The organism is Brachybacterium sp., from assembly GCF_036379615.1.
In the GTDB taxonomy this organism is placed as follows: Bacteria; Actinomycetota; Actinomycetes; order Actinomycetales; family Dermabacteraceae; genus Brachybacterium.
Window position 1 is genome coordinate 134,233 of sequence record NZ_DASVGJ010000060.1, and the last position, 18,653, is coordinate 152,885.

Below are 18,653 nucleotides of genomic sequence, written 5' to 3' on the forward strand. Positions count from 1 at the left end.
CTCATCCTTCCGGCGGCCGCGTCGGGTCGTGGTCGTCGCCGTGGATCGGAACGTGCTGTTCCGGGATGTCCGCATAGGAGGCCGGGTCGGAGATCGGCTCGAGGTGGGTGAGCACGGTGAGGTCCGGCAGGCAGCCGCGCAGCTCCTCCTCGAGGCCCTCGATGTAGTCGTGGCCCCGCTTGACGGTCCATTCATCCGGCACCAGGACGTGCACGTTCATGTACTTCTGCTGCCCGGCCTCGCGGGTCTGCAGCCCGTGGAAGGTGACGGTGCCGTCGGTGCGGCGGCGCAGCACCTCGGTGATGATCTCGTGGTCCTCGTCCGGCAGCGCCTTGTCCAGCAGGCCGCCGGCGGACTCCTTCAGCAGTCCGATGCCGGTGACGATGATGTTCACGCCGACCGCGAAGGCCACCAGCGCATCCAGCCGCTCCCAGCCGGTCAGCGCCACCAGGCCCACGCCGATGAGGATCCCCGCGCTGGTGACCACATCGGTCATCAGGTGCTTGCCGTCGGCGCGCAGGGTGATCGAGTTGTGGGTCCTGCCCGCACGCAGCAGCACGATCGCCACGCCGCCGTTGATCAGCGAGGCGATCACCACGATGAGCAGCCCGATGCCGAGGTTCTCGAGCGGCCGTGGATTGATGAAGCGCTCGACCGCGGTGATCATGATGACCGCCGCGGCCACGAAGATCATCAGCCCCTCGACCGCGGCGGAGAAGTACTCGGCCTTCGCGCGGCCGTAGAGGAAGCGCTCGGTCGCGGGCCGGGCGGCGACGGTCAGCGCGATCAGGGCGACCACCGCGGCGACCAGGTTCACGGTCGACTCGGCCGCGTCGGAGAGCAGGCCGACGGAGCCCGTCATCGCCCAGGCGCCCGTCTTCAGGGCGATGGTGAGGATCGCGGCGACGATCGACAGCCACGCGAACTTGCGCAGATCGACGCGCTGGTCGGCAGGGGTGCTCATGCGGGGGAGTCCTTCGTGGGGGAGGGTCGGGGCGGATCGGGGGCGAGGGAGCCGTCGGCTGCGATGTGCTCGAAGATCTGCTCCACCAGCTGGACCACGTGCGGATCCTCGACGGTGTAGTAGCTGTGCCGTCCCTCCCGGGTCGCCGAGACGATGCCCGTCAGGCGGAGCTTGCGCAGGTGCTGGCTGGTGGTGGGCAGGCTCAGCCCCACCCGCTCGGCCAGCTCGCCCACGTCGAAGCGGCCCGAGCTCATCAGCCACACCAGCTGGAGCCGTGCGGGGCTGGCGAGCATGGAGAAGGTGTCCGCCGCGGCGGCGAGCTGCGGCTCGGTGGGCGGCTGGTGAGGGGGTGAGGTCATGGGCGGCATCCTCCCCCACGATTCGTCATTCGCGCAATCAACGAAGTGTGGGAGGTGAGGTGGCCGACAGGGGGTCTCTCGGGTCGGAGCGGCTCTATCCTGTGTCCCCCGAGACACCGTCGTCCGGAAAGGACACGCATGTACAACCTCGCCGTGGTGCTGGAGGACAGCGCCCGTACCGTCCCCGACAGGCCCGCCCTGGTGCTGGGGGAGACCATCCTGACCTACGCCCAGGTGGACGCCGCCGCGAATCGGGTGGCGCACCTCCTGGTCTCCCTCGGCGTCGAGCCCGGGGACCGGGTCGCGCTGAGCTGCCCCAACCTGCCGCAGTTCCCGATCGTCTACTTCGGGATCCTCAAGGCCGGAGCGGTGGTGGTGCCGCTGAACGTGCTGAACAAGTCCCGGGAGGTGACCTACTATCTCGAGGACGCCGAGGCCTCTGTGGTCTTCGCCTTCGAGGGCACCGAGGAGCTCCCCATCGGGCGCTTCGTGGTCGAAGGGGCGCAGGCCGCGGCCCGGCCCCCGCAGGTCGTGCTCATGACGGCCGACCCGCAGGCCGAGAGCCCCTACGAGGGCGTGCTCACGCTGGCCCGAGCCGTCGCGGAGCTCCCCGACACCTTCGAGACCGTCCTGCGCCGGGAGACGGACACCGCCGTGGTGCTCTACACCTCCGGCACCACCGGTCACCCCAAGGGTGCCGAGCTCAGCCATTCCAACCAGGTCATGAACGCCCTGACCTGCAACCGCCTGTTCGGCTCCCTGCCCGGGGAGGACGTCCATCTGGTCGCCCTGCCGCTGTTCCACACCTTCGGCGCCACGGTGAACCTCAACGCCGGCTTCTCCATGGGCGCCACCCTCGTGCTGCTGCCGCGCTTCGAACCCCGCCAGGCCCTGGATCTGCTGCTGGCCCACCGGGTGACCCTCTTCGCCGGGGTCCCCACCATGTGGTGGGCTCTGCTGCGGCTGCTCTCCGAGGGCGGGGCCGAGGTGGGGGACCTCGCCGAGCACCTGCGGCTGGGCGTCTCCGGCGGTTCGGCGCTGCCGATGGAGATCCTCCGCGGCGTGCACGAGACGCTCGGCATCTCGATCATGGAGGGCTACGGCCTCTCCGAGACCTCACCGGTGGCGAGCTTCTCACGACCCGAGCGGCCGCGGCCGGGCTCCATCGGCCTGCCGGTCTGGGGCGTCGAGATGGACCTCATCGACCCCACCGACCCGGACTGGGCGCGAGTGCGCGAGCCCGGCGCGATCGGGGAGATCGTGGTGCGCGGGCACAACATCATGACCGGCTACCTCCGCCGCCCCGAGGAGACCGCCGCCGTGATCCGGGACGGCTGGTTCCGCACCGGCGACCTGGGGCGCCGGGACGAGGACGGCTTCTACTTCGTGGTGGACCGCTCCAAGGACATGATCGTGCGCGGCGGCTACAACGTGTATCCGCGGGAGGTGGAGGAGGTGCTGCTCACCCATGAGCAGGTCTCCCTCGCCGCCGTGATCGGGGTGCCGCACGAGCGCCTCGGTGAGGAGATCACTGCCCATGTGATCCTCGAGAAGGGCGCCACGATCACCGTCGAGGAGCTGCGGGACTGGGCCAAGGAGCAGATGGCGGACTACAAGTACCCGCGGACGATCGTCATCGACGAGGAGCTGCCGATGACCTCCACCGGCAAGATCCTCAAGCGCGAGCTGCGCTGAGGGACCCGCTCCGGGTCCACCCGGATCGCTCAGTCCACGTATCGCGTGGGGGCTCCCGCGACCGGCAGGCCCAGCCGGTGGTACGCGCGGAACCCGCCGCGCAGGTCCGTCGCGCGGTGGAAGCCGAGGTCGCGCAGGTCGCGGGCGGCGAGCGTGGAGTGGTAGCCCTCGTTGCACAGCACGACCACCTCGTCGTCGAGCGCGGGGCCGTCCTCCATGCGCCAGGGGGCGCTCGGGTCCAGTCGCCACTCCAGCACCAGGCGTTCGATCACCACTGCGCCGGGCACGTGCCCTTCGACGTCGCGGGTGACGGCCGAGCGCACGTCGATCAGGTGCGCACCGCGGGCGAGGGCCGCCGGCACCTCGGCCGGTTCCAGCTGGGCCACGCCGTCCCGGGCCTGCGCGAGGATCTCGTCGATGCGGGGTGAGGGCGGGGGAGCGGACATGGTCCCAGTATGGCGCGCTGGTCCGTCGACGGGACGGCCCCGCCGGACGTGATGTCCGTCGGGGCCGCCCCGGTGCTCGCGAGGAGCGCTGCTCAGCGGCCGCGCCCCGAGGAGAACGCGGCGAGACCGCCCGAGCGGCCGTCCGAGCTCGAGGTCGAGTAGCTGGTGGAGGAGCCGCCCTGGCGACCGCCGGAACGGCCCTGGCCGGAGCGTCCGCGGCCGCCGGAGCGGGAACCGCCGCCGGCGCCACCCTGCTCGCGACGACCCGACTGGCCGTCCTGGCCGCCACGACGCCCGCCGCGGGAGCCCTGGCCCTCGCCGCCCTGGCTGTCACGACCGCCCTGGCCGCCGCGACCCTGTCCGCCGCGACCCTGGCCACCGCGCCCGCGGCCGCCGCCGCGCTCACCCTTCAGCCGCGCCTCGTCGAGCGGGGCCTCGGGCTGCTTCGGCTCGTGGGTCTCGACCCGCTCGCCGGGGGCGAGCTCGGCGAGCACCGGGCTCAGCGCCGTCACCGAGGCGTGGTGCGTGGCCGTGATCCCGGCCTTGCGCATCAGGTCGCTGACGTCGCGCTTCTGGTCCGGGGTCTGCACGGTGATCACGGTGCCGGACTCGCCGGCGCGGGCGGTGCGGCCGCTGCGGTGCAGGTACGCCTTGTGCTCGACGGGCGGATCGGCGTGGACCACCAGGGCCACCTCGTCGACGTGGATGCCGCGCGCGGCGATGTCGGTGCAGACCATGGTGGTCGCGGTCCCGGAGCCGAAGGCCTCGAGGTTCCGGGTGCGGGCGTTCTGGGAGAGGTTGCCGTGGAGGTCCACCGCGTCCACGCCGCGGGCGGAGAGCTTGCGGGCCAGGTTCTTCGCGCCGTACTTGGTGCGGGTGAACATGATCGTGCGCCCCGGTGCGGCGGCCAGGTCGCGCAGCACGTCGAAGCGGGCTGCGGAGTGCACCTCGAGCACGTGGTGCTCCATGGTGCCCACGGGGCTCGTGGCCGGATCCGCCGAGTGGGTGACGGGCTCGTGCAGGAACTCCTTGACGAGCTTGTTCACCCCGGAGTCGAGGGTTGCGGAGAAGAGCATCCGCTGGCCCTTGGGCGGGGTCTTCACGAGGATCTTGCGCACCATCGGCAGGAAGCCCATGTCGGCCATGTGGTCGGCCTCGTCGATGACGGTGATCTCGATCGCGCTGAGATCCACATGGCCCTGGTTCATGAGGTCCAGGAGTCGGCCGGGGCAGGCCACGAGCACGTCGACGCCCCGTGCCAGGGCATTCACCTGCGGGTTCTGGCCCACGCCGCCGAACACCACGGTGCTGCGCAGTCCTGCGGCGGCCTCCAGCGGCTTCAGCGACTCGGCGATCTGCGAGGCCAGCTCGCGGGTGGGGGCGAGCACCAGGGAACGGGGCCGACGGGCCACGCGCTTGCGCGGCTGCTCGATGAGGCGGGCCACCAGCGGCAGCAGGAAGGCGAAGGTCTTCCCCGAGCCGGTGCGGCCCCGGCCCAGCACGTCCCGGCCGGACAGCGAGTCCGGCAGGGTGGCGGCCTGGATGGGGGTGGGCTCGGTGATGCCCATCGGCGCGAGCGCGTCGGTCAGGGCGGACGGCACGCCGAGGCGTGCGAAGTCAGGGGTGGTCACGTGAGGTGATCCGTTCTGTGTGGTGCAATCCCGCCCGGGGCGTCGTCATGCGGCGCTGCGCGGAGCAGCGATCCTCGGCCGAAGCTGTCACCGGGACGGAGCCTGCCGATCTCGGGGTCCGACGCGGGGCGTCGGACCGGATCGGGGCTGTCCGTCCGGGACCTGTGCCGCGGCGGGAGGACGGCACTGCTGCTCACAGTACGCGCCGGTCACCTGCGTGGCGATGAACCGGCACGTCGGTGTGAGATACCACCGCCCGGCCGGGGCCGCTCGGGCGCTCACCCGGGGAGGTCCGGGAGGCGGGGCCGATGTTCCCACGTGGGAGGAGGGGTGGTCCCGTATCCTCGTCCCCACCGGCCGCTGTGCCGGCCCCGAGACCGACCTGAGGAAGGGCCCATGGCGCGACGTGTGAGCATCAAGGACGTCGCCCTGCGGGCCGGGGTCTCCTGGAAGACCGTCTCCAACGTGGTCAACGACCGGCCGGTGGTGCGGGAGGAGACGCGGGTCCGCGTGGAGCAGGCGATCGAGGAGCTCGGCTACGTGCCCAACCGTGCCGGCCGCGAGCTGCGAGGCGGACCCACCCACGCCCTGGCACTGGTGGTGCCGGAGCTGCAGAACCCCTACTTCGCCCGCCTCGCCGAGCGCATGCAGGTCGCCGCTCGGGAGCGCGGGTACATGGTGAGCGTCGAGGTCTCGCTCGGCGTCGCGGAGACCGAGCGCGCCCATCTGCGCGGGAACACCCCGCGCCCCGTCGACGCGGTGATCATCTCGCCCTCGGCGCTGACCCCGCCGGACCTCCAGGTCTCCGGGGGGCCGCGGGTGGTCCTGCTGGGCGAGATGCTGCCGGCCGCACCGGAGATCTCCCATGTGGCGATCGACAACGTCGCCTCCGCGGCGGACGTGGTGCGCCTCCTGGTCGCCCAGGGGCGGAGGCACCCGCTGTTCCTGGGAGGCGACGGGGCCGTGCGCTCGACCGCCACCGATCGACTGGCCGGCATCCGGGCGGCGCTGCGCTTCGCCGACCTCCCCCTCGAGGCGCAGCGGGTGCGCACCGTCGCGGGCTGGGACCGGGAATCCGGCCGCGAGGAGATGGAGCAGGTGCTCGCCTCGGGTCTCGAGGTCGACGCCGTGGTGGCCGGGAACGACCTGCTCGCCCTCGGTGCGATGTCTGCGCTGATCGAGCACGGGGTGGACGTTCCCGGAGAGGTGGCGGTGGTGGGCTGGGACGACATCCCCGAGGCGGCCTGGTCGCGGCCCGGGCTGACCACCATCGCCCCGGACCTCGAGGCCCTGGTCGCGGCCGCGCTGGACGCCGCCCTCGCGGACTCGACGCGGAAGGCCGGTGGTGACGGCGGCGCCTCCGTCGTCGGCGGGGTCGAGACAGTCGTCGGCCACCGACTCATCGAGCGCGGATCGACGTCCGCGGCCGCCGACCGCTGAGGGCAGGCGGTCCGGGCGGACCGCCGGCGTGATTCCCACGTTGCAATGCTGGCCGGGATGCGATGGAATGGTGCTGTCCGATCAGCGCAGATCCCGATCACAGGAGCCGCCCCGTGGCCTCACCCTCAGCCGACCACTCTGCAGACCATCTCCCCGCGAGCCTCTCGGCCCTCTTCGCCCGGGCCGGTGAGCTCGCCGACCTCCTCGATGCCCCGCTGTCGGCCGTCGCCGACGTGCCCCGGCCCGAGCACCCGCGCCCTCAGCTGCACCGGCCCACATGGCTCACCCTCAACGGGACCTGGCAGTTCGAGATCGACCAGGGCGACTCGGGCCGCGACCGCGGCCTGCTCGAGCGCGAGCTCGGCTCCGAGATCCTGGTGCCCTTCGCGCCGGAGACCGAGGCCTCCGGGATCGGCAACCGCGACTATCTCGAGGCCGTCTGGTACCGGCGCACCCCCACGATCCCTGCCGACTGGGAGGGCCTGCGCCCGATCCTGCGCTTCGAAGCCGTGGACCAGGATGCGACCGTCTGGGTGAACGGTCAGGAGGTCGCCCGTCACCGAGGCGGCTTCACCCCGTTCGCCGCCGATCTCTCGGGCGTCCCCGGCACCGGCCCCGGCGAGGAGGTCGAGATCGTCGTGCGCGCCCGGGACCCCCACGGCGTCCCGCAGGCCCGCGGCAAGCAGTCGCACGAGTTCCGACCCACCGCCGCGAACTACCACCGCACCACCGGGATCTGGCAGAGCGTCTGGCTCGAGGGGGTCCCCGCCGACGAGATCCGCTCGCTGCGGATCCTGCCCTCGCTGGGCGGGCGGTCCTTCGCGCTCGACGTGCCGCTGTCCCGGGCCACGCCGGGCACCCGTCTCGAGGTCGTCGCCTCCGTGCCGGGAGGCGAGGAGGTGGCGCGGGCCGCGGTGCGCGCCGATATCGACCTCGCCCCGCACCTCGAGCTCGTGATCCCCGAGGACGCGGTGCGGGTATGGGGCCCCGGCGCGCCCGAGCTCTACGCCCTCACTGTGCGCCTGCTCGACGGCGCGGGCGCGGTGCTCGACGAGGTGCGCTCCTACGCGGGGCTCCGCTCGACCTCCCTGCGGGACCACGAGTTCCGGATCAACGGCGAGAAGGTCTTCCAGCGGCTCGTCCTCGACCAGGGGTACTGGGAGGAGTCGTTCATGACCGCCCCCACGGATGCGGCGATCACCACCGACATCCGTCTCGCTCTCGAGGCCGGCTTCAACGGCGCCCGCCTGCACCAGAAGGTCTTCGAGCAGCGCATGCACTTCTGGTCGGACCTGCACGGCTACCTCACCTGGGGGGAGTTCGGCGACTGGGGCGTCCACGGCTTCGGCCCGGACGGGGACAACCAGCAGCCGCCGGCGACGTTCGTCGGCCAATGGATCGAGGCGGTCCAGCGCGATCTGAACCACCCCTCGATCGTCGGCTGGTGCCCGCTGAACGAGACCCACCAGCTCCTGCACGACCGCATCACACAGCTCGATGCGGTGACCCAGGCGATGTACGACGCGACCAAGCTCGCCGATCCCACCCGGCCGGTGCTGGATGCCTCGGGGTACTCCCATCGGGTGCGCGGGGCGGACATCTACGACTCCCACTCCTACGAGCAGGATCCGGAGCGCTTCCGCGAGGAGCAGTCCGGCCTCGCCGCCGGCGAGCCCTTCGTGAACCGTCGGGATCTGGGCCCCGACGACTTCCCCTTCGCCGACGGCGCCTTCTCCCTGCCCTTCGCCGGCCAGCCCTACTTCGTCTCGGAGTACGGCGGTATCTGGTGGAACGAGGAGGAGGCGCGCCGAGCCGAGGAGGCCGACCGCGCCGGCAACAACGCCGCCGAGTCCTGGGGCTACGGCCAGCGGATCCGCAGTGAGGAGGAGCTCTACGAGCGCTTCGAGGGCCTCACCCGGGTGCTGCTCGAGGACCCGCTGATGTTCGCCTACTGCTACACCCAGATGACGGACGTCTTCCAGGAGAAGAACGGCGTGGTCGACTTCGCGCGCGGTCGCAAGCTCGATCTCGCCCGCCTGCGCGCCGTGCAGGAGCGCACCGCCGCCTACGAACAGGACTGAGCGCGGGCCTGAGCGCGAGGGCCCGGCCGGCGAGGAGTAATCGCTGGCCGGGCCCTCGCCATGGAGGCACGATGAGCCCATGGTCGATCAATCGCGCCTCTGGGACGCCCACGCCGCCGCCGAGTACGACACCCCCGGGCAGGGGATGTTCGCCCCCGAGGTGCTCGGGCCGACGGTCGAGGTCCTGGCCGGACTCGCCGCCGGCGGCCGCGCCCTCGAGCTCGCGATCGGCACCGGGCGGGTCGCGCTCCCGCTGCGCGAGGCGGGAGTCGCGGTGAGCGGCATCGAGCTCTCGGAGCCGATGCTCGCGCGCCTGCGGGAGAAGGCGGGGGCCGACGAGATCCCCGTCGTGCACGGGGACATGACCACCGCGAGCGCGGGGGAGGGGTTCTCGCTCGCCTATCTGGTGTTCAACACGATCAGCAATCTGCTCACCCAGGAGGAGCAGGTCGAGTGCTTCCGCAATGCGGCTCGGCACCTCGCGCCGGGCGGCTGCTTCGTCATCGAGCTGTGGGTGCCGCAGCTGCGGGCGCTCGCCCCCGGTCATGGCGGCACGGTCGAGGTCTCCGAGCCGGGCTATCTGCTCGTGGACACCTATGATCTCCTCCGCCAGCAGGTCGTCTCCCATCACGTGCGCTTCGAGGCCCGGGTGGACGGGGCCCGCGGGGCGCGTCTGAATCGCACCCCGCACCGCTTCATCTGGCCCGCCGAGCTGGATCTCATGGCGCAGCTCGCCGGCTTCCAGCTGGAGAGCCGCTGGGCGGACTGGGACCGCTCGGAGTTCACCGCGGACTCCGCCAGCCATGTGAGCGTCTACCGGCTCCCTCGCTGAGCCAGTCTCCGCAGAGCCCGTCCCCGGGATCCGATTACGCTGGTGCGGTGACCTCCACCGACACCACGCACGCCGGCACGGCGACAGCCCGTCCTCCCCTGACCCTCGACGACGTCCCCGCCGTCACCGCGCTGCTGAACCGCATCGATGCGGCCGACGATCTCGGCGAACCCGCCGAGGAGCCCAGCATCCGCGAAGCGCTCGGCATGCCGGGGCTCGACCTGGAGCGCGACACCCTCGCAGTCCGTGCGGGGGAGGAGCTGCTCGGCTTCTCCGTGGTCGACGTCCACGACTCCCTGGATCGCGATGGCCGGGTGCGCTGTCAGCTGATGGGTGGGGTGGATCCCGACCACCGCCGCCGGGGATTGGGGACGGGCCTGTTCGACTGGGCCGAGGCCCGCGCCGCGCAGCTCGCCGCCGAGCGCCACCAGGAGGAGGTCGACGCCGTCTTCCGCGCCTCCGGCGGCCGCGACCCGGACCTCGACGCGGCGGAGGACGCCCCGCTGACCGGCGGCGCCGACGTGCGCCCCCTGCTGGAGCGGCGCGGCTACTCCCGGGCCCGCAGCTGGCTGGTGATGCGCCGCGAGCTGCCCGGTGCCGCACTCCCCGAGATCGCTCGTGACGGGGTGCAGGTGATCGCCCCCGAGGACTCCCGGGCCGAGCCCACTCGCCTCGCCCATCTCGCCGCCTTCGCCGACCATTGGGGCTCGGCGCCGGTCCCGCCCGAGCGCTGGGCGATCTGGTGGTCCTCCCACACCTCGCGTCGCGCACTCTCCAGCATCGCGCTCGACGCGGACGGCACCGTCCTCGCCTACGTGCTCACCTCGGAGGACAAGCCCGGCGTGCTCCACATCGCCCTGGTGGGCACCCGCCCGGAGGCCCGCGGTCGGGGGCTGGCGCGCGCCGTCATCGCCCGCAGCCTCGCCGCCGCCGCGGAGGCAGGGTATGCGAGCGCCGAGCTCGAGGTCGACGCCGAGTCCCTCACCGGTGCGACGCGGCTGTACGAAGCGCTCGGCTTCGCCCGTGAGGCCGTCTACGGCACCTACGAGAAGCCCGTCGGCCGACTGGTCTGAGGGGCAGCCGATGAGAGCAGTGCGCTTCGCGTCCTTCGGGACCCCGCCCGAGATGGTCGAGATGCCGGCCCCGGCGTGCCCGCCCCGGGGCGCGGTCGTCACCGTGCATGCCACCGGGGTGTGCCGCAGCGACTGGCACGCCTGGCAGGGGCACGACGACTCGGTGACGCTGCCGCACGTGCCTGGGCACGAGTTCGCAGGTGTCGTCGCGGAGGTGGGGGAGGAGGTCACAGGGTTCTCCGTGGGGGACCGGGTCACCGCACCGTTCATCCTGGCCTGCGGTCGCTGCGCGCAGTGCCTCGCAGGAGCTCCGCAGGTGTGCCCCGATCAGCAGCAGCCCGGCTTCGACCAGCAGGGCGCCTGGGCGGAGCAGGTGGTCGTGACGGAGGCCGCCCACAACCTCGTGGCGCTGCCGGACGGGATCGACATGACCCTCGCAGCGGGGCTCGGCTGCCGCGTGGGCACCGCGCACCATGCCGTGCGTGCGCAGGCCGCGGTGCTCCCCGGTGAGACCGTGGCGGTGTTCGGCTGCGGTGGGCTGGGGCTGGCCTGCGTGATGATCGCGCTGGCCGCCGGTGCCGAGGTGCTGGCGATCGACGTCTCCCCGACCGCCCTCGCCGCCGCCGAGGCGCTCGGCGCGCGAGCACTCCTCTCCGCGCCGGACATCGCGGAGCGGGTGGCCGAGACGACCGGCGGCGGCGCCCACGTCACCGTCGATGCGCTCGGCGCGGCGGCGACCGCGCGCGCCGCGATCTCCTCGCTGCGCCCCCGCGGCCGGCACGTGCAGGTGGGGCTGCTGCTCGGGGAGGATGCTGACCCGGCCCTGCCGATGGGGCGCGTGATCGCCCAGGAGCTCCAGATCCTGGGCAGCCATGGACTCGCCGTCGCCGAGTACGCCGAGCTGCTGGCGGACATCGCGGCGGGGCGACTGGACCTGGCACGGACCGTCGGCCGCATCATCGATGCGGACGATCTGCCCGCCGCGATGCTCGCGATGGATCACCCGCCCACCGCTGCCGGGATGACGGTGGCCCGCTGGGTCTGAACTGACCGGTCCGGTGCGCGCCTTCTGCTGTGGAAGCATTGAGCCCATGAGCATCACTGCAGCGGCCGACGGCTCCGCCCTCGGCAACCCCGGCCCGGCCGGCTGGGCCTGGTACATCGATGAGGACACCTGGCGCGCGGGCGGCTGGCCCCACGGCACCAACAACATGGGCGAGCTGAAGGCCGTGCTCGACCTACTCGAGGCCACAGCCGTCGACGCCGATCAGCACCTGCACATCCTGTGCGACAGCCAGTACGTCATCAACTCGGTCACCAAGTGGATGCCGGGATGGAAGCGCAAGGGCTGGCGCAAGAAGGACGGCAAGCCGGTGCTGAACGTCGAGCTGCTGAAGGACATCGATCGCGCGCTCGCCGGGCGCAGCGTCGAGTTCGAGTGGGTCAAGGGGCATTCCGGCCACGCGATGAATGAGGCGGCGGACAAGCGCGCCAACGCCGCCGCCACCGCCTTCCAGAGGAAGCAGGACCCGGACGTGGGGCCCGGCTATCGAGGGCGCGGGGGAGCGGTCGCAGCGCCTCCAGCCACCACGGCCACCGCCACCACAGCGCCCGCCGCTGCGGCTCCCGGCGTCGCGGCTCCCGGCCCAGCCTCCGAGTCGGCCGACGACCTCTTCAGCATGTTCGACCAGGTCGAGGAGGCTTCCGCTGCGAGCTGCAGCACCGCCGTGGAGGAGACCGCTCTGGTGGCCGATGGCCCGGGGACCACCGACTTCGAGCAGGTCACGGCCCGTGAGCAGGCGCTGCTGGGAGACCGTCTGCGCGCCGATCCGCCGAGCGCCGCCGAGCTGCTGCATCCCGCGTTCACCGAGATCGGCGCGAGCGGCCGACGCTATGACCGCGAGGAGATCCTCGCCCATCTCGCCCCGCTGGGGGACCTCGATGCCGCGGAGTTCGTCGCCGATGAGGTCGCGCCCGGTGTGGTGCTGCTGCGGTATGTGACCACAGGTCCCGCGGGGGCGGCCGAGCGCTCCTCTCTCTGGGTGCGCGAGAACGGCCGTTGGCTGCTGCGCCACCACCAGGGCACTCCGCTCGGCAGCTGACGCTGTCGCTCTCGCTGACGTGTGGGCGGGAGCTGGTCAAGGCGCCGGCCAGGGTGTCGAGGGGACCTCGGCAGGGCTGCGCGCCTCGAGAGGGCTACGGGGCGGATGATTCCCCTGGTGGCGCCAGATCTTCGTGGCCTTCCGCTGCGGGCGGCGGATCCGACGGCGCGGGCGGTGACTCCGTCGGCCCTGGCGGTGGATCCGGCCAAGGATTGATGAGCGGAGGAGTGGGGGATGCGCCGAGGGCTCCGTGCGGACTCACCCAGAGCCATCCCGCCGGCGGGATCGAGGAGTCGGAGGGTGACTGGTCGGTGCTGTCTGCTCTCGATCCCTGGTGCGACGCGGCATCCTCACCACGGGTCCGCGAGCGGCTCAGCGGACTGAGGATCCACAGTCCGTGCTCCTTGAGCAGGTTGCAGCGCGCGCACAGCCCTTGGCCATTCGCGAGGCTGGTCTCTCCGCCTCGATGGTGAGGGACGACGTGATCGCTGTGGCGGATCCTCGCATTGCACCAGGGGGTGCGACAGGTGGTGTCGCGCCAGAGGATCATCCGCGCCAGCCCCGCGGGGAAGGCGCGGGCCCGGGACTCCATCGCGACCAGCTCGCCGGTGCGCGGGCTCCGGTACAGCCGACGGAAGAACGCTGAGACCTCCTGGTCAGGGTGCATCTCCTCGTCGGCCCTCAGGTGGCCCGGCGGACTGCCGAGCAGGTTGTCGCGGACGATGTGCGCGGGAATCGTGCCGTAGCCCGCGAGCTCGGCGGTCTCGGCGTCGTCGTCCCGTCCCAGCAGCGCCGTGTCGGTGAGGACGATCCCGATGTCCAGGCCGGGGCGGAGGCGAGGCCGATCGGGACTCGGTGTCGCCTCGCCTGCGCCCCGGAGGACGTCCTCGACGAGCAGGTCCGCCTCCAGGGCGGGAAGGGAGGTCTTCGCGCCGGCGGCGCGGAGCGACTCGGCGCGCGTGTGCAGGGATTGCATCAGAGCGACGGCGTCGATCCCGCGCAGCACGGCGGTCATCCGGGCCATGCCGTCGGCCAGAGGGGTCATCCTCACGTGCCGGGCACGGGCGGCGCGCTCCGCTCGCTCGCGGGACGTCTCGGGTTCGAGCTTCTGGACCAGGTCCCGGACATCGGCCTGCAGACGCCTGCTGCCCTTGCCCTCGAAGAACTCGGGGTGCTCACGGAGGTGGTCGTCGATCCTGCGACAGGTGTCCGCACCGGCACCGTCGAGCGCGCCGGAGATCGCGGAGGCCTGGTGATCCGTCATGGCACCGGACCAGAGGCCGTCCACCGCACCGGGCATGTTCTGCACGAGCCGACGAGCCTTCGCCTGGGAGAGAGAGGAGGCGGACGGGGAGATCCGGCGCGCGAGCGCGATCTCCTGCCCGGCGCCGCGGCCCTGCCGGGAGGACGGCACGCCCTGCGCGGAATCATCGCGGCGGATCCGATCCTCGGCCGTGACCTGCCAGATCGCGCCGACCGCGGCGAGGGAGGCGCGCAGATGGTCGATCCCGGCGAGGACGGCGAGAGCCTCCTCGGCGCTCCCGGGGGTGGTGTCCGGCAGCGGATCGCGCACCGAGCGGGTCTGGGTGAACGCCAGCAGGGTTGCGGCGAGGACCTGAGCGAGCAGCGCGCGGGCCGGGGGACCGGCCTCGACCTCGCCGAAGCGAGCCAGCACCTCTTCGAGGACGTCCCCCGACGGAGCGATCACGTCCCGGCGAGGAGCGTCCTCGCCGGGGCGGTCCCCGCTGTGCATCGGTGTCGACATCATGCCGTCATCGTATGCAGGTTCGAAACAGGTCGCCACCCCGTGGGGAAATCTGTGGATGACACCCTGAGAATGTGGATGAAAATGTGCATGAGTGGTCACTGTGGAGGAAAGGTCGTCAACTCATGGCTCGCAGCCTCCGATGGCTCGTCGCCTGAGGCCCGCGATCCGCAAGGAGTGCAGAAATACAGAAACTCAGAAATGCAGAAATGCAGAAATGTCGAAAAGGCGGGAAGCGGCGAGGGGAAGAAGGGGGATGTGTCAAGGTCGCCCGGAGAATGTGGACGAATACCGCACCCTGTGTACTGAGCAGTCCCGAGCGCCAGCTTGGGTGAAGGGTGTCGCCGCCCCGAGTGTTGACGCCGTCGGACCCCTACTGTCTATGCTGTCTATAGACAGTAAGTTCACTCGGTGGGGAAGCGCGAAGGAGGGGGAGCGATGCACATCCCGATCGACCCCTCCGCCTCCGCGCCGATCTACGAGCAGATCCGCGAAGGCATCACCGCCGCGATCCTCACCGGTGACCTCGCCCCGGGCCAGGCACTCCCCTCGATCCGCTCCCTCGCCCGTGACCTGCGGGTCAGCGTCATCACCACCACCCGTGCCTACAACGAACTGGTCGCCGACGACCTCGTCGACGCCGTGCGGGGCAAGGGCGTGTTCGTCCGTGCCCAGGACCCGGACCAGCTGCGCCACCGGGCACTCGAGCAGATCGACGAAGCGCTCGATGCGGCGGTGCGCGTCGCCCGCAGCGCGGGGATCGAGGACCGGGAGCTGAGCAGCCGCCTCACGCAGAGACTCGAGGGGGAACGATGAACCACCACCGCAGCGACGCCGTGATCGTCCGCGGCCTGGACGTGCGCCTCCCTCCAGGGGAGCGGCCCTACGCCGAGGCGCTGCCCGCCGTGCGCGGGCTGGACCTCACGGTCCCGAGCGGCCAGGTCACCGTGATGGTCGGCGCCAACGGCGCCGGCAAGAGCACCACCCTGCGGGCGATCACCGGAGCGCATCCGTTCTCGGCCGGGTCGATCGAGGTGCTCGGCACCGCGCTCGGCCCGGCACGCGTCCCACCCCCGCAGGGCGTCGCCAGCGTCCCGGGTCTTTCCGCTCATCCGCGGCGTTGGACCCCGCGGCACGTGGCCCGACTGCGCCAGGACGCGCTCCCCGGCTTCGACACCGCGCGCTTCGAGGAGCTCCTGACCGCCTTCCGCGTCCCGCACGGGCAGGAGCTGAGGCGCCTGTCCCAGGGACAGGCCACCCAGCTGGGTCTCGCCGCCGCCCTGGCGCAGGACCCCCAGCTGCTCCTCCTCGACGAGCCCTTCGCCCCTCTCGATCCGCTGGCCCGCACCGAGCTCGTCGACGTGCTGCGGGACTTCATGACCGGTGAGGAGCGCACACTGCTGCTGGCCACCCACGACCTCGACGGCATCGAGCGCTTCGCGGACCATCTTGTGGTTCTCGCCCGGGGTGCCGATGTGCTCAGCGGTGATGTCGAGTCGCTGCGCGACGAGTTCCTGCTGTGCGAGCTCGAGCGGTCCGAGACCGTCGACCCGACAGATCAGGCCCTCGTGGGCGCGGTCACCACGGGGACGGGCACACGTGCCCTGATCGCCGTCGATGACGCCGTCGGCCTGCCGAGAATCGCCTCGCTGCGCCGGCCCGACGTGCATGAGATCGTCACCCACCTGCTGCGCGCCGCCCGCCACGAGGCCGAGCCTCCGAGGAGGACCGCACGATGACCAGCACCGACACCTCCCGCGCCTCTGCCATGCGGCCCGGTGACGTACAGCGGCCGGGCCTCGCCCTCCGCACCGAGCTGCGGCTGAACGCCGGCCGGGCAGCCATCACGCTTCTCGCCTGCGCCGTTGCGCTGGTCTGGGCGGCGATCTCCACCGACCAGTTCTCGGGGGTCCTCACCCTGTGGGCGGCGGTCGCCTGGTACCGCTACGGCCGCGCCGACACCATCGAGCGCGAGGAGCTGCGCGCGAGCCTCGGACTCAGCCGCGCGGACCGGGTGCGGGCCCGGGTGGTGCTGGTCCTCGCGGAGCAGGCCACGGTGGTCACCACGGTCGCCGCGTGCGCCGTGCTCTCCGTACGTCTGGGCAGGGCGAGCACCGGGGGAGCGGCCCCGTTCTCCTTCAGCGGCGACCCGTCGGGCCCGCAGCTGTGGATCGTCCTCGCCGGGGCGCTGTTCTCGGCGATCTCTCTGCTCGGTACGGGCATCGTGGTGGGCGGCGACTGCACGACGCGCCGACCCGCCCGGAGCATGGCGGTGCTGAGCCTTCTGACCTACTTCCTCGTCGGGCTGCTGCTGACGATCCCCCTGCTGCTCGTGACGATCGTGATGAACATCGACCCCTGGGACGGCACGCTCGGCACCCCGGTGGTCGCGGGTCTGCTCGCGGTGGCGGTCGTCGCGCTCGTGCTCGCGCTGCGCGCCAGGGCGCGCCGCTGGATCCGCGAGCTGGACTCCTCGCCGGAGGCGGTCGGCCGATGACTCCCCTCGACAGCGCCCTCGAGTCCTCCCTCGACACAGCCGTCTCCGTGCGCGGGCTCGAGGTGGATCTCCCCGACCCGAAGCGCTGGACCCGGCCGCTGCGCCACGTGCTGCGGGGCATCTCCTTCGACGTGCACCGCGGGCAGGTCACCGCCCTCGTCGGCACCAACGGCGCGGGCAAGACCACCCTGCTGCGCACCCTCTCCGGAGCGCTCGCGCCGAGCTCAGGAAGGGTCGAGGTCGAGGGAGCACCGATCGGCGGCCCCGAGGACGCCCTGCCCGCCGGGATCGGCATCGTGCCGGATGCCCCCTTCCAGCCCGAGCACTGGAGCGCCGACGACCTCGTGATCGCCCAGCGCCGGGCCGAACCCGACTACGACGCGCGCCTGGTCGGTCGCCTGCTGCGACAGGGCCGCATCACACCGTCGGCGCAGCTGCGCCGCCTCTCCGCGGGGCAGCGCACCCGGTTGCTGCTCGCCGTCGCCCTCGGCATCCGGCCCACTCTCCTGATGCTCGACGAGCCCTTCGCCCATCTGGACCCTCTTGCCCGCAGCGAGGTTCTCGATCAGCTGCGCGAGCACCTCGCCGGCGGTGAGGACCGCACGATCCTGCTGTCCACCCACGACCTCGGCGAGATCGACCGCTTCGTCGACCACGTCGTGCTCCTGCACGAGGGGAGAGTGGTGCTCGAGGGCAGTGCGCTCGACCTGCTCGAGGACCACGTGTTGGTCACCATAGAAGCCTCCGCCGCCCCGCCTGCCGCGATGCTGCAGGGCGCCCGCCGCAGCGGGGAGCTGCTCGAGGCGCTGGTCCGGGCCGAGGACGCCGTGGGGCTGGCAGGACTGATGGACCTGCGCCGCCCCACGCTCCAGGACGTCCTCACCTTCACCCTCCGGGAGGTCTCACGATGACCGGACGCACCGCGAACACCGTGCCGCAGCGCCCGTCGACCCCGCAGCGCCCTTCGACCCCGCTGCGCCGCGCGCTCGGCCATGAGCTGCGACGGCACCGGGACCTGTTCGCCGTGTACGGCACGTTCATGACGGTGACCCTGCTGTGTGCGGACCTCCTCGATCTGCGGCTCGGGTTCGTGCTGATCCTGCTCGCCGTGCGGCTCCCGGCCGATCTCGCCGATCCGGTGCTCGAGAACGGTGCACAGCTGCGCAGCGCCCTGGGGATCTCCCGCGCCGACGCAGTGCGGGCGCGCACTGTGCTGATCAGCGCCGGACAGCTGCTGCTCGTCCTGGGCACGGCCGGGGTGATCCTGCTCAGCGACTGGGCGCCCGGCACGCAGCACTGGAGCACGATTCAGGTGGCCACCTCGCAGAACCCCGGCCCCACATCCCCCACCCTGCGGGACCACCTCGTGGACATCGGGATGTTCAGCGGGGCGATCGCCTGGACCCATGCACTCATCGGCGGGGACGCGTTCCGGCCCGGGGCGGGACTGACCGGGCGCAGGGCGGTCTCGGTCTACCTCGGAGTCTGCCTCCTCCTCGGCATCGTGCTCTCCCTGAGCGGGATGCTGGCCGCTGAACTGCAGCTGCGCAGCGGCGCCGACGACGACCCCTACGCCCACCTCCGGTTCAGCAAGGATGCCGCGCAAGCGATCGCCCTGAGCCTCGCCCTCGGCGGCGGGATCACCGCCCTGGTGCTCCGCTGCCGGCGCTGGGTGCGCCGCGCCTGACCTGCACCCTGTGGGACCATGGCGCGCATGAGCCCCCGCCCTGCCGGCAGCGCCGCGCACCCCCTGCCGCGGCGGGCGCGG

17 protein-coding genes are annotated in these 18,653 nt (G+C 72.1%); 12 read left to right on the forward strand and 5 right to left on the reverse strand.

Translation table 11 applies throughout. The features are described from left to right. Window position 1 precedes the first annotated feature (1 nt). Both VF289_RS12035 and VF289_RS12040 read right to left on the reverse strand, forming a co-directional pair. Window positions 2-964, reverse strand: coding sequence for a cation diffusion facilitator family transporter (locus VF289_RS12035; RefSeq protein ID WP_330884128.1), 963 nt, complete (start codon window positions 962-964; stop codon window positions 2-4). Next, window positions 961-1,323, reverse strand: a complete 363-nt coding sequence (locus VF289_RS12040) for a metalloregulator ArsR/SmtB family transcription factor (protein WP_330884129.1) — start codon at window positions 1,321-1,323, stop codon at window positions 961-963. Before VF289_RS12040 ends, VF289_RS12035 begins: the two co-directional genes overlap by 4 nt. Window positions 1,324-1,461: 138 nt before the next feature. On the opposite strand from VF289_RS12040, the gene VF289_RS12045 reads away from it, so the two are divergent. After that, complete coding sequence (locus VF289_RS12045) at window positions 1,462-3,018, forward strand: long-chain fatty acid--CoA ligase (protein ID WP_330884130.1); 1,557 nt, start codon at window positions 1,462-1,464, stop codon at window positions 3,016-3,018. 29 nt (window positions 3,019-3,047) lie between these two features. On the opposite strand, the gene VF289_RS12050 is transcribed toward VF289_RS12045, so the two are convergent. Together VF289_RS12050 and VF289_RS12055 are read right to left on the reverse strand one after the other, a co-directional pair. Further along, complete coding sequence (locus tag VF289_RS12050) at window positions 3,048-3,464, reverse strand: rhodanese-like domain-containing protein (RefSeq protein ID WP_330884131.1); 417 nt, start codon at window positions 3,462-3,464, stop codon at window positions 3,048-3,050. Window positions 3,465-3,556: 92 nt separating this feature from the next. Next, window positions 3,557-5,095 carry a DEAD/DEAH box helicase gene (locus VF289_RS12055; protein WP_330884132.1) on the reverse strand — a complete coding sequence of 513 codons (1,539 nt, stop codon included), beginning with the start codon at window positions 5,093-5,095 and terminating at the stop codon, window positions 3,557-3,559. Between the two features lie 396 nt (window positions 5,096-5,491). On the opposite strand from VF289_RS12055, the gene VF289_RS12060 reads away from it, so the two are divergent. The 6 genes from VF289_RS12060 to VF289_RS12085 all read left to right on the forward strand — a co-directional run bounded on the left by VF289_RS12060 (window position 5,492) and on the right by VF289_RS12085 (window position 12,623). Further along, the gene (locus VF289_RS12060) at window positions 5,492-6,535 is read left to right on the forward strand and encodes a LacI family DNA-binding transcriptional regulator (protein ID WP_330884133.1); all 1,044 of its coding nucleotides are present in this window, start codon (window positions 5,492-5,494) and stop codon (window positions 6,533-6,535) included. Window positions 6,536-6,597: 62 nt separating this feature from the next. Then, on the forward strand, window positions 6,598-8,616 hold the full coding sequence (locus VF289_RS12065; RefSeq protein WP_414644476.1) for a glycoside hydrolase family 2 protein: 2,019 nt from the start codon (window positions 6,598-6,600) through the stop codon (window positions 8,614-8,616). Between the two features lie 79 nt (window positions 8,617-8,695). After that, window positions 8,696-9,448 (forward strand): class I SAM-dependent methyltransferase, encoded by a 753-nt coding sequence (locus tag VF289_RS12070; RefSeq protein WP_330884135.1) that lies wholly within the window; start codon window positions 8,696-8,698, stop codon window positions 9,446-9,448. Window positions 9,449-9,495: 47 nt separating this feature from the next. Continuing rightward, window positions 9,496-10,521: a GNAT family N-acetyltransferase gene (locus VF289_RS12075; RefSeq protein WP_330884136.1), complete on the forward strand. Its 1,026-nt coding sequence runs from the start codon at window positions 9,496-9,498 to the stop codon at window positions 10,519-10,521. A 10-nt stretch (window positions 10,522-10,531) separates the two neighbouring features. Next, window positions 10,532-11,566, forward strand: a complete 1,035-nt coding sequence (locus VF289_RS12080) for an alcohol dehydrogenase catalytic domain-containing protein (protein ID WP_330884137.1) — start codon at window positions 10,532-10,534, stop codon at window positions 11,564-11,566. A gap of 46 nt (window positions 11,567-11,612) precedes the next feature. Further along, a complete protein-coding gene (locus VF289_RS12085) occupies window positions 11,613-12,623 on the forward strand; it encodes a ribonuclease HI family protein (RefSeq protein ID WP_330884138.1) in 1,011 nt (336 codons plus the stop codon). Between the two features lie 94 nt (window positions 12,624-12,717). On the opposite strand, the gene VF289_RS12090 is transcribed toward VF289_RS12085, so the two are convergent. After that, on the reverse strand, window positions 12,718-14,391 hold the full coding sequence (locus VF289_RS12090) for an HNH endonuclease signature motif containing protein (RefSeq protein WP_330884139.1): 1,674 nt from the start codon (window positions 14,389-14,391) through the stop codon (window positions 12,718-12,720). A 435-nt stretch (window positions 14,392-14,826) separates the two neighbouring features. On the opposite strand from VF289_RS12090, the gene VF289_RS12095 reads away from it, so the two are divergent. The 5 genes from VF289_RS12095 to VF289_RS12115 are packed head-to-tail and all read left to right on the forward strand — an operon-like array spanning window position 14,827 to window position 18,572. Continuing rightward, the gene (locus VF289_RS12095; protein ID WP_330884140.1) at window positions 14,827-15,204 is read left to right on the forward strand and encodes a GntR family transcriptional regulator; all 378 of its coding nucleotides are present in this window, start codon (window positions 14,827-14,829) and stop codon (window positions 15,202-15,204) included. After that, a complete protein-coding gene (locus VF289_RS12100) occupies window positions 15,201-16,127 on the forward strand; it encodes an ABC transporter ATP-binding protein (protein ID WP_330884141.1) in 927 nt (308 codons plus the stop codon). Before VF289_RS12095 ends, VF289_RS12100 begins: the two co-directional genes overlap by 4 nt. Further along, on the forward strand, window positions 16,124-16,885 hold the full coding sequence (locus VF289_RS12105) for a hypothetical protein (RefSeq protein ID WP_330884142.1): 762 nt from the start codon (window positions 16,124-16,126) through the stop codon (window positions 16,883-16,885). Before VF289_RS12100 ends, VF289_RS12105 begins: the two co-directional genes overlap by 4 nt. Next, window positions 16,882-17,796 carry an ABC transporter ATP-binding protein gene (locus VF289_RS12110; protein WP_330884143.1) on the forward strand — a complete coding sequence of 305 codons (915 nt, stop codon included), beginning with the start codon at window positions 16,882-16,884 and terminating at the stop codon, window positions 17,794-17,796. The genes VF289_RS12105 and VF289_RS12110 overlap by 4 nt, the downstream gene beginning before the upstream one ends. Then, complete coding sequence (locus VF289_RS12115; protein ID WP_330884144.1) at window positions 17,793-18,572, forward strand: hypothetical protein; 780 nt, start codon at window positions 17,793-17,795, stop codon at window positions 18,570-18,572. Before VF289_RS12110 ends, VF289_RS12115 begins: the two co-directional genes overlap by 4 nt. Window positions 18,573-18,653: the final 81 nt, after the last annotated feature.

Bases quoted from the DNA above. Each gene is read 5' to 3' on its own strand.
- VF289_RS12115 (WP_330884144.1), top strand. From the start codon at position 17,793: ATGACCGGACGCACCGCGAACACCGTGCCGCAGCGCCCGTCGACCCCG.
- VF289_RS12070 (WP_330884135.1), top strand. From the start codon at position 8,696: ATGGTCGATCAATCGCGCCTCTGGGACGCCCACGCCGCCGCCGAGTAC.
- VF289_RS12080 (WP_330884137.1), top strand. From the start codon at position 10,532: ATGAGAGCAGTGCGCTTCGCGTCCTTCGGGACCCCGCCCGAGATGGTC.
- VF289_RS12095 (WP_330884140.1), top strand. From the start codon at position 14,827: ATGCACATCCCGATCGACCCCTCCGCCTCCGCGCCGATCTACGAGCAG.
- VF289_RS12035 (WP_330884128.1), bottom strand. From the start codon at position 964: ATGAGCACCCCTGCCGACCAGCGCGTCGATCTGCGCAAGTTCGCGTGG.
- VF289_RS12110 (WP_330884143.1), top strand. From the start codon at position 16,882: ATGACTCCCCTCGACAGCGCCCTCGAGTCCTCCCTCGACACAGCCGTC.
- VF289_RS12090 (WP_330884139.1), bottom strand. From the start codon at position 14,391: ATGATGTCGACACCGATGCACAGCGGGGACCGCCCCGGCGAGGACGCT.
- VF289_RS12105 (WP_330884142.1), top strand. From the start codon at position 16,124: ATGACCAGCACCGACACCTCCCGCGCCTCTGCCATGCGGCCCGGTGAC.
- VF289_RS12060 (WP_330884133.1), top strand. From the start codon at position 5,492: ATGGCGCGACGTGTGAGCATCAAGGACGTCGCCCTGCGGGCCGGGGTC.
- VF289_RS12045 (WP_330884130.1), top strand. From the start codon at position 1,462: ATGTACAACCTCGCCGTGGTGCTGGAGGACAGCGCCCGTACCGTCCCC.
- VF289_RS12040 (WP_330884129.1), bottom strand. From the start codon at position 1,323: ATGACCTCACCCCCTCACCAGCCGCCCACCGAGCCGCAGCTCGCCGCC.
- VF289_RS12050 (WP_330884131.1), bottom strand. From the start codon at position 3,464: ATGTCCGCTCCCCCGCCCTCACCCCGCATCGACGAGATCCTCGCGCAG.
- VF289_RS12065 (WP_414644476.1), top strand. From the start codon at position 6,598: ATGGAATGGTGCTGTCCGATCAGCGCAGATCCCGATCACAGGAGCCGC.
- VF289_RS12100 (WP_330884141.1), top strand. From the start codon at position 15,201: ATGAACCACCACCGCAGCGACGCCGTGATCGTCCGCGGCCTGGACGTG.
- VF289_RS12085 (WP_330884138.1), top strand. From the start codon at position 11,613: ATGAGCATCACTGCAGCGGCCGACGGCTCCGCCCTCGGCAACCCCGGC.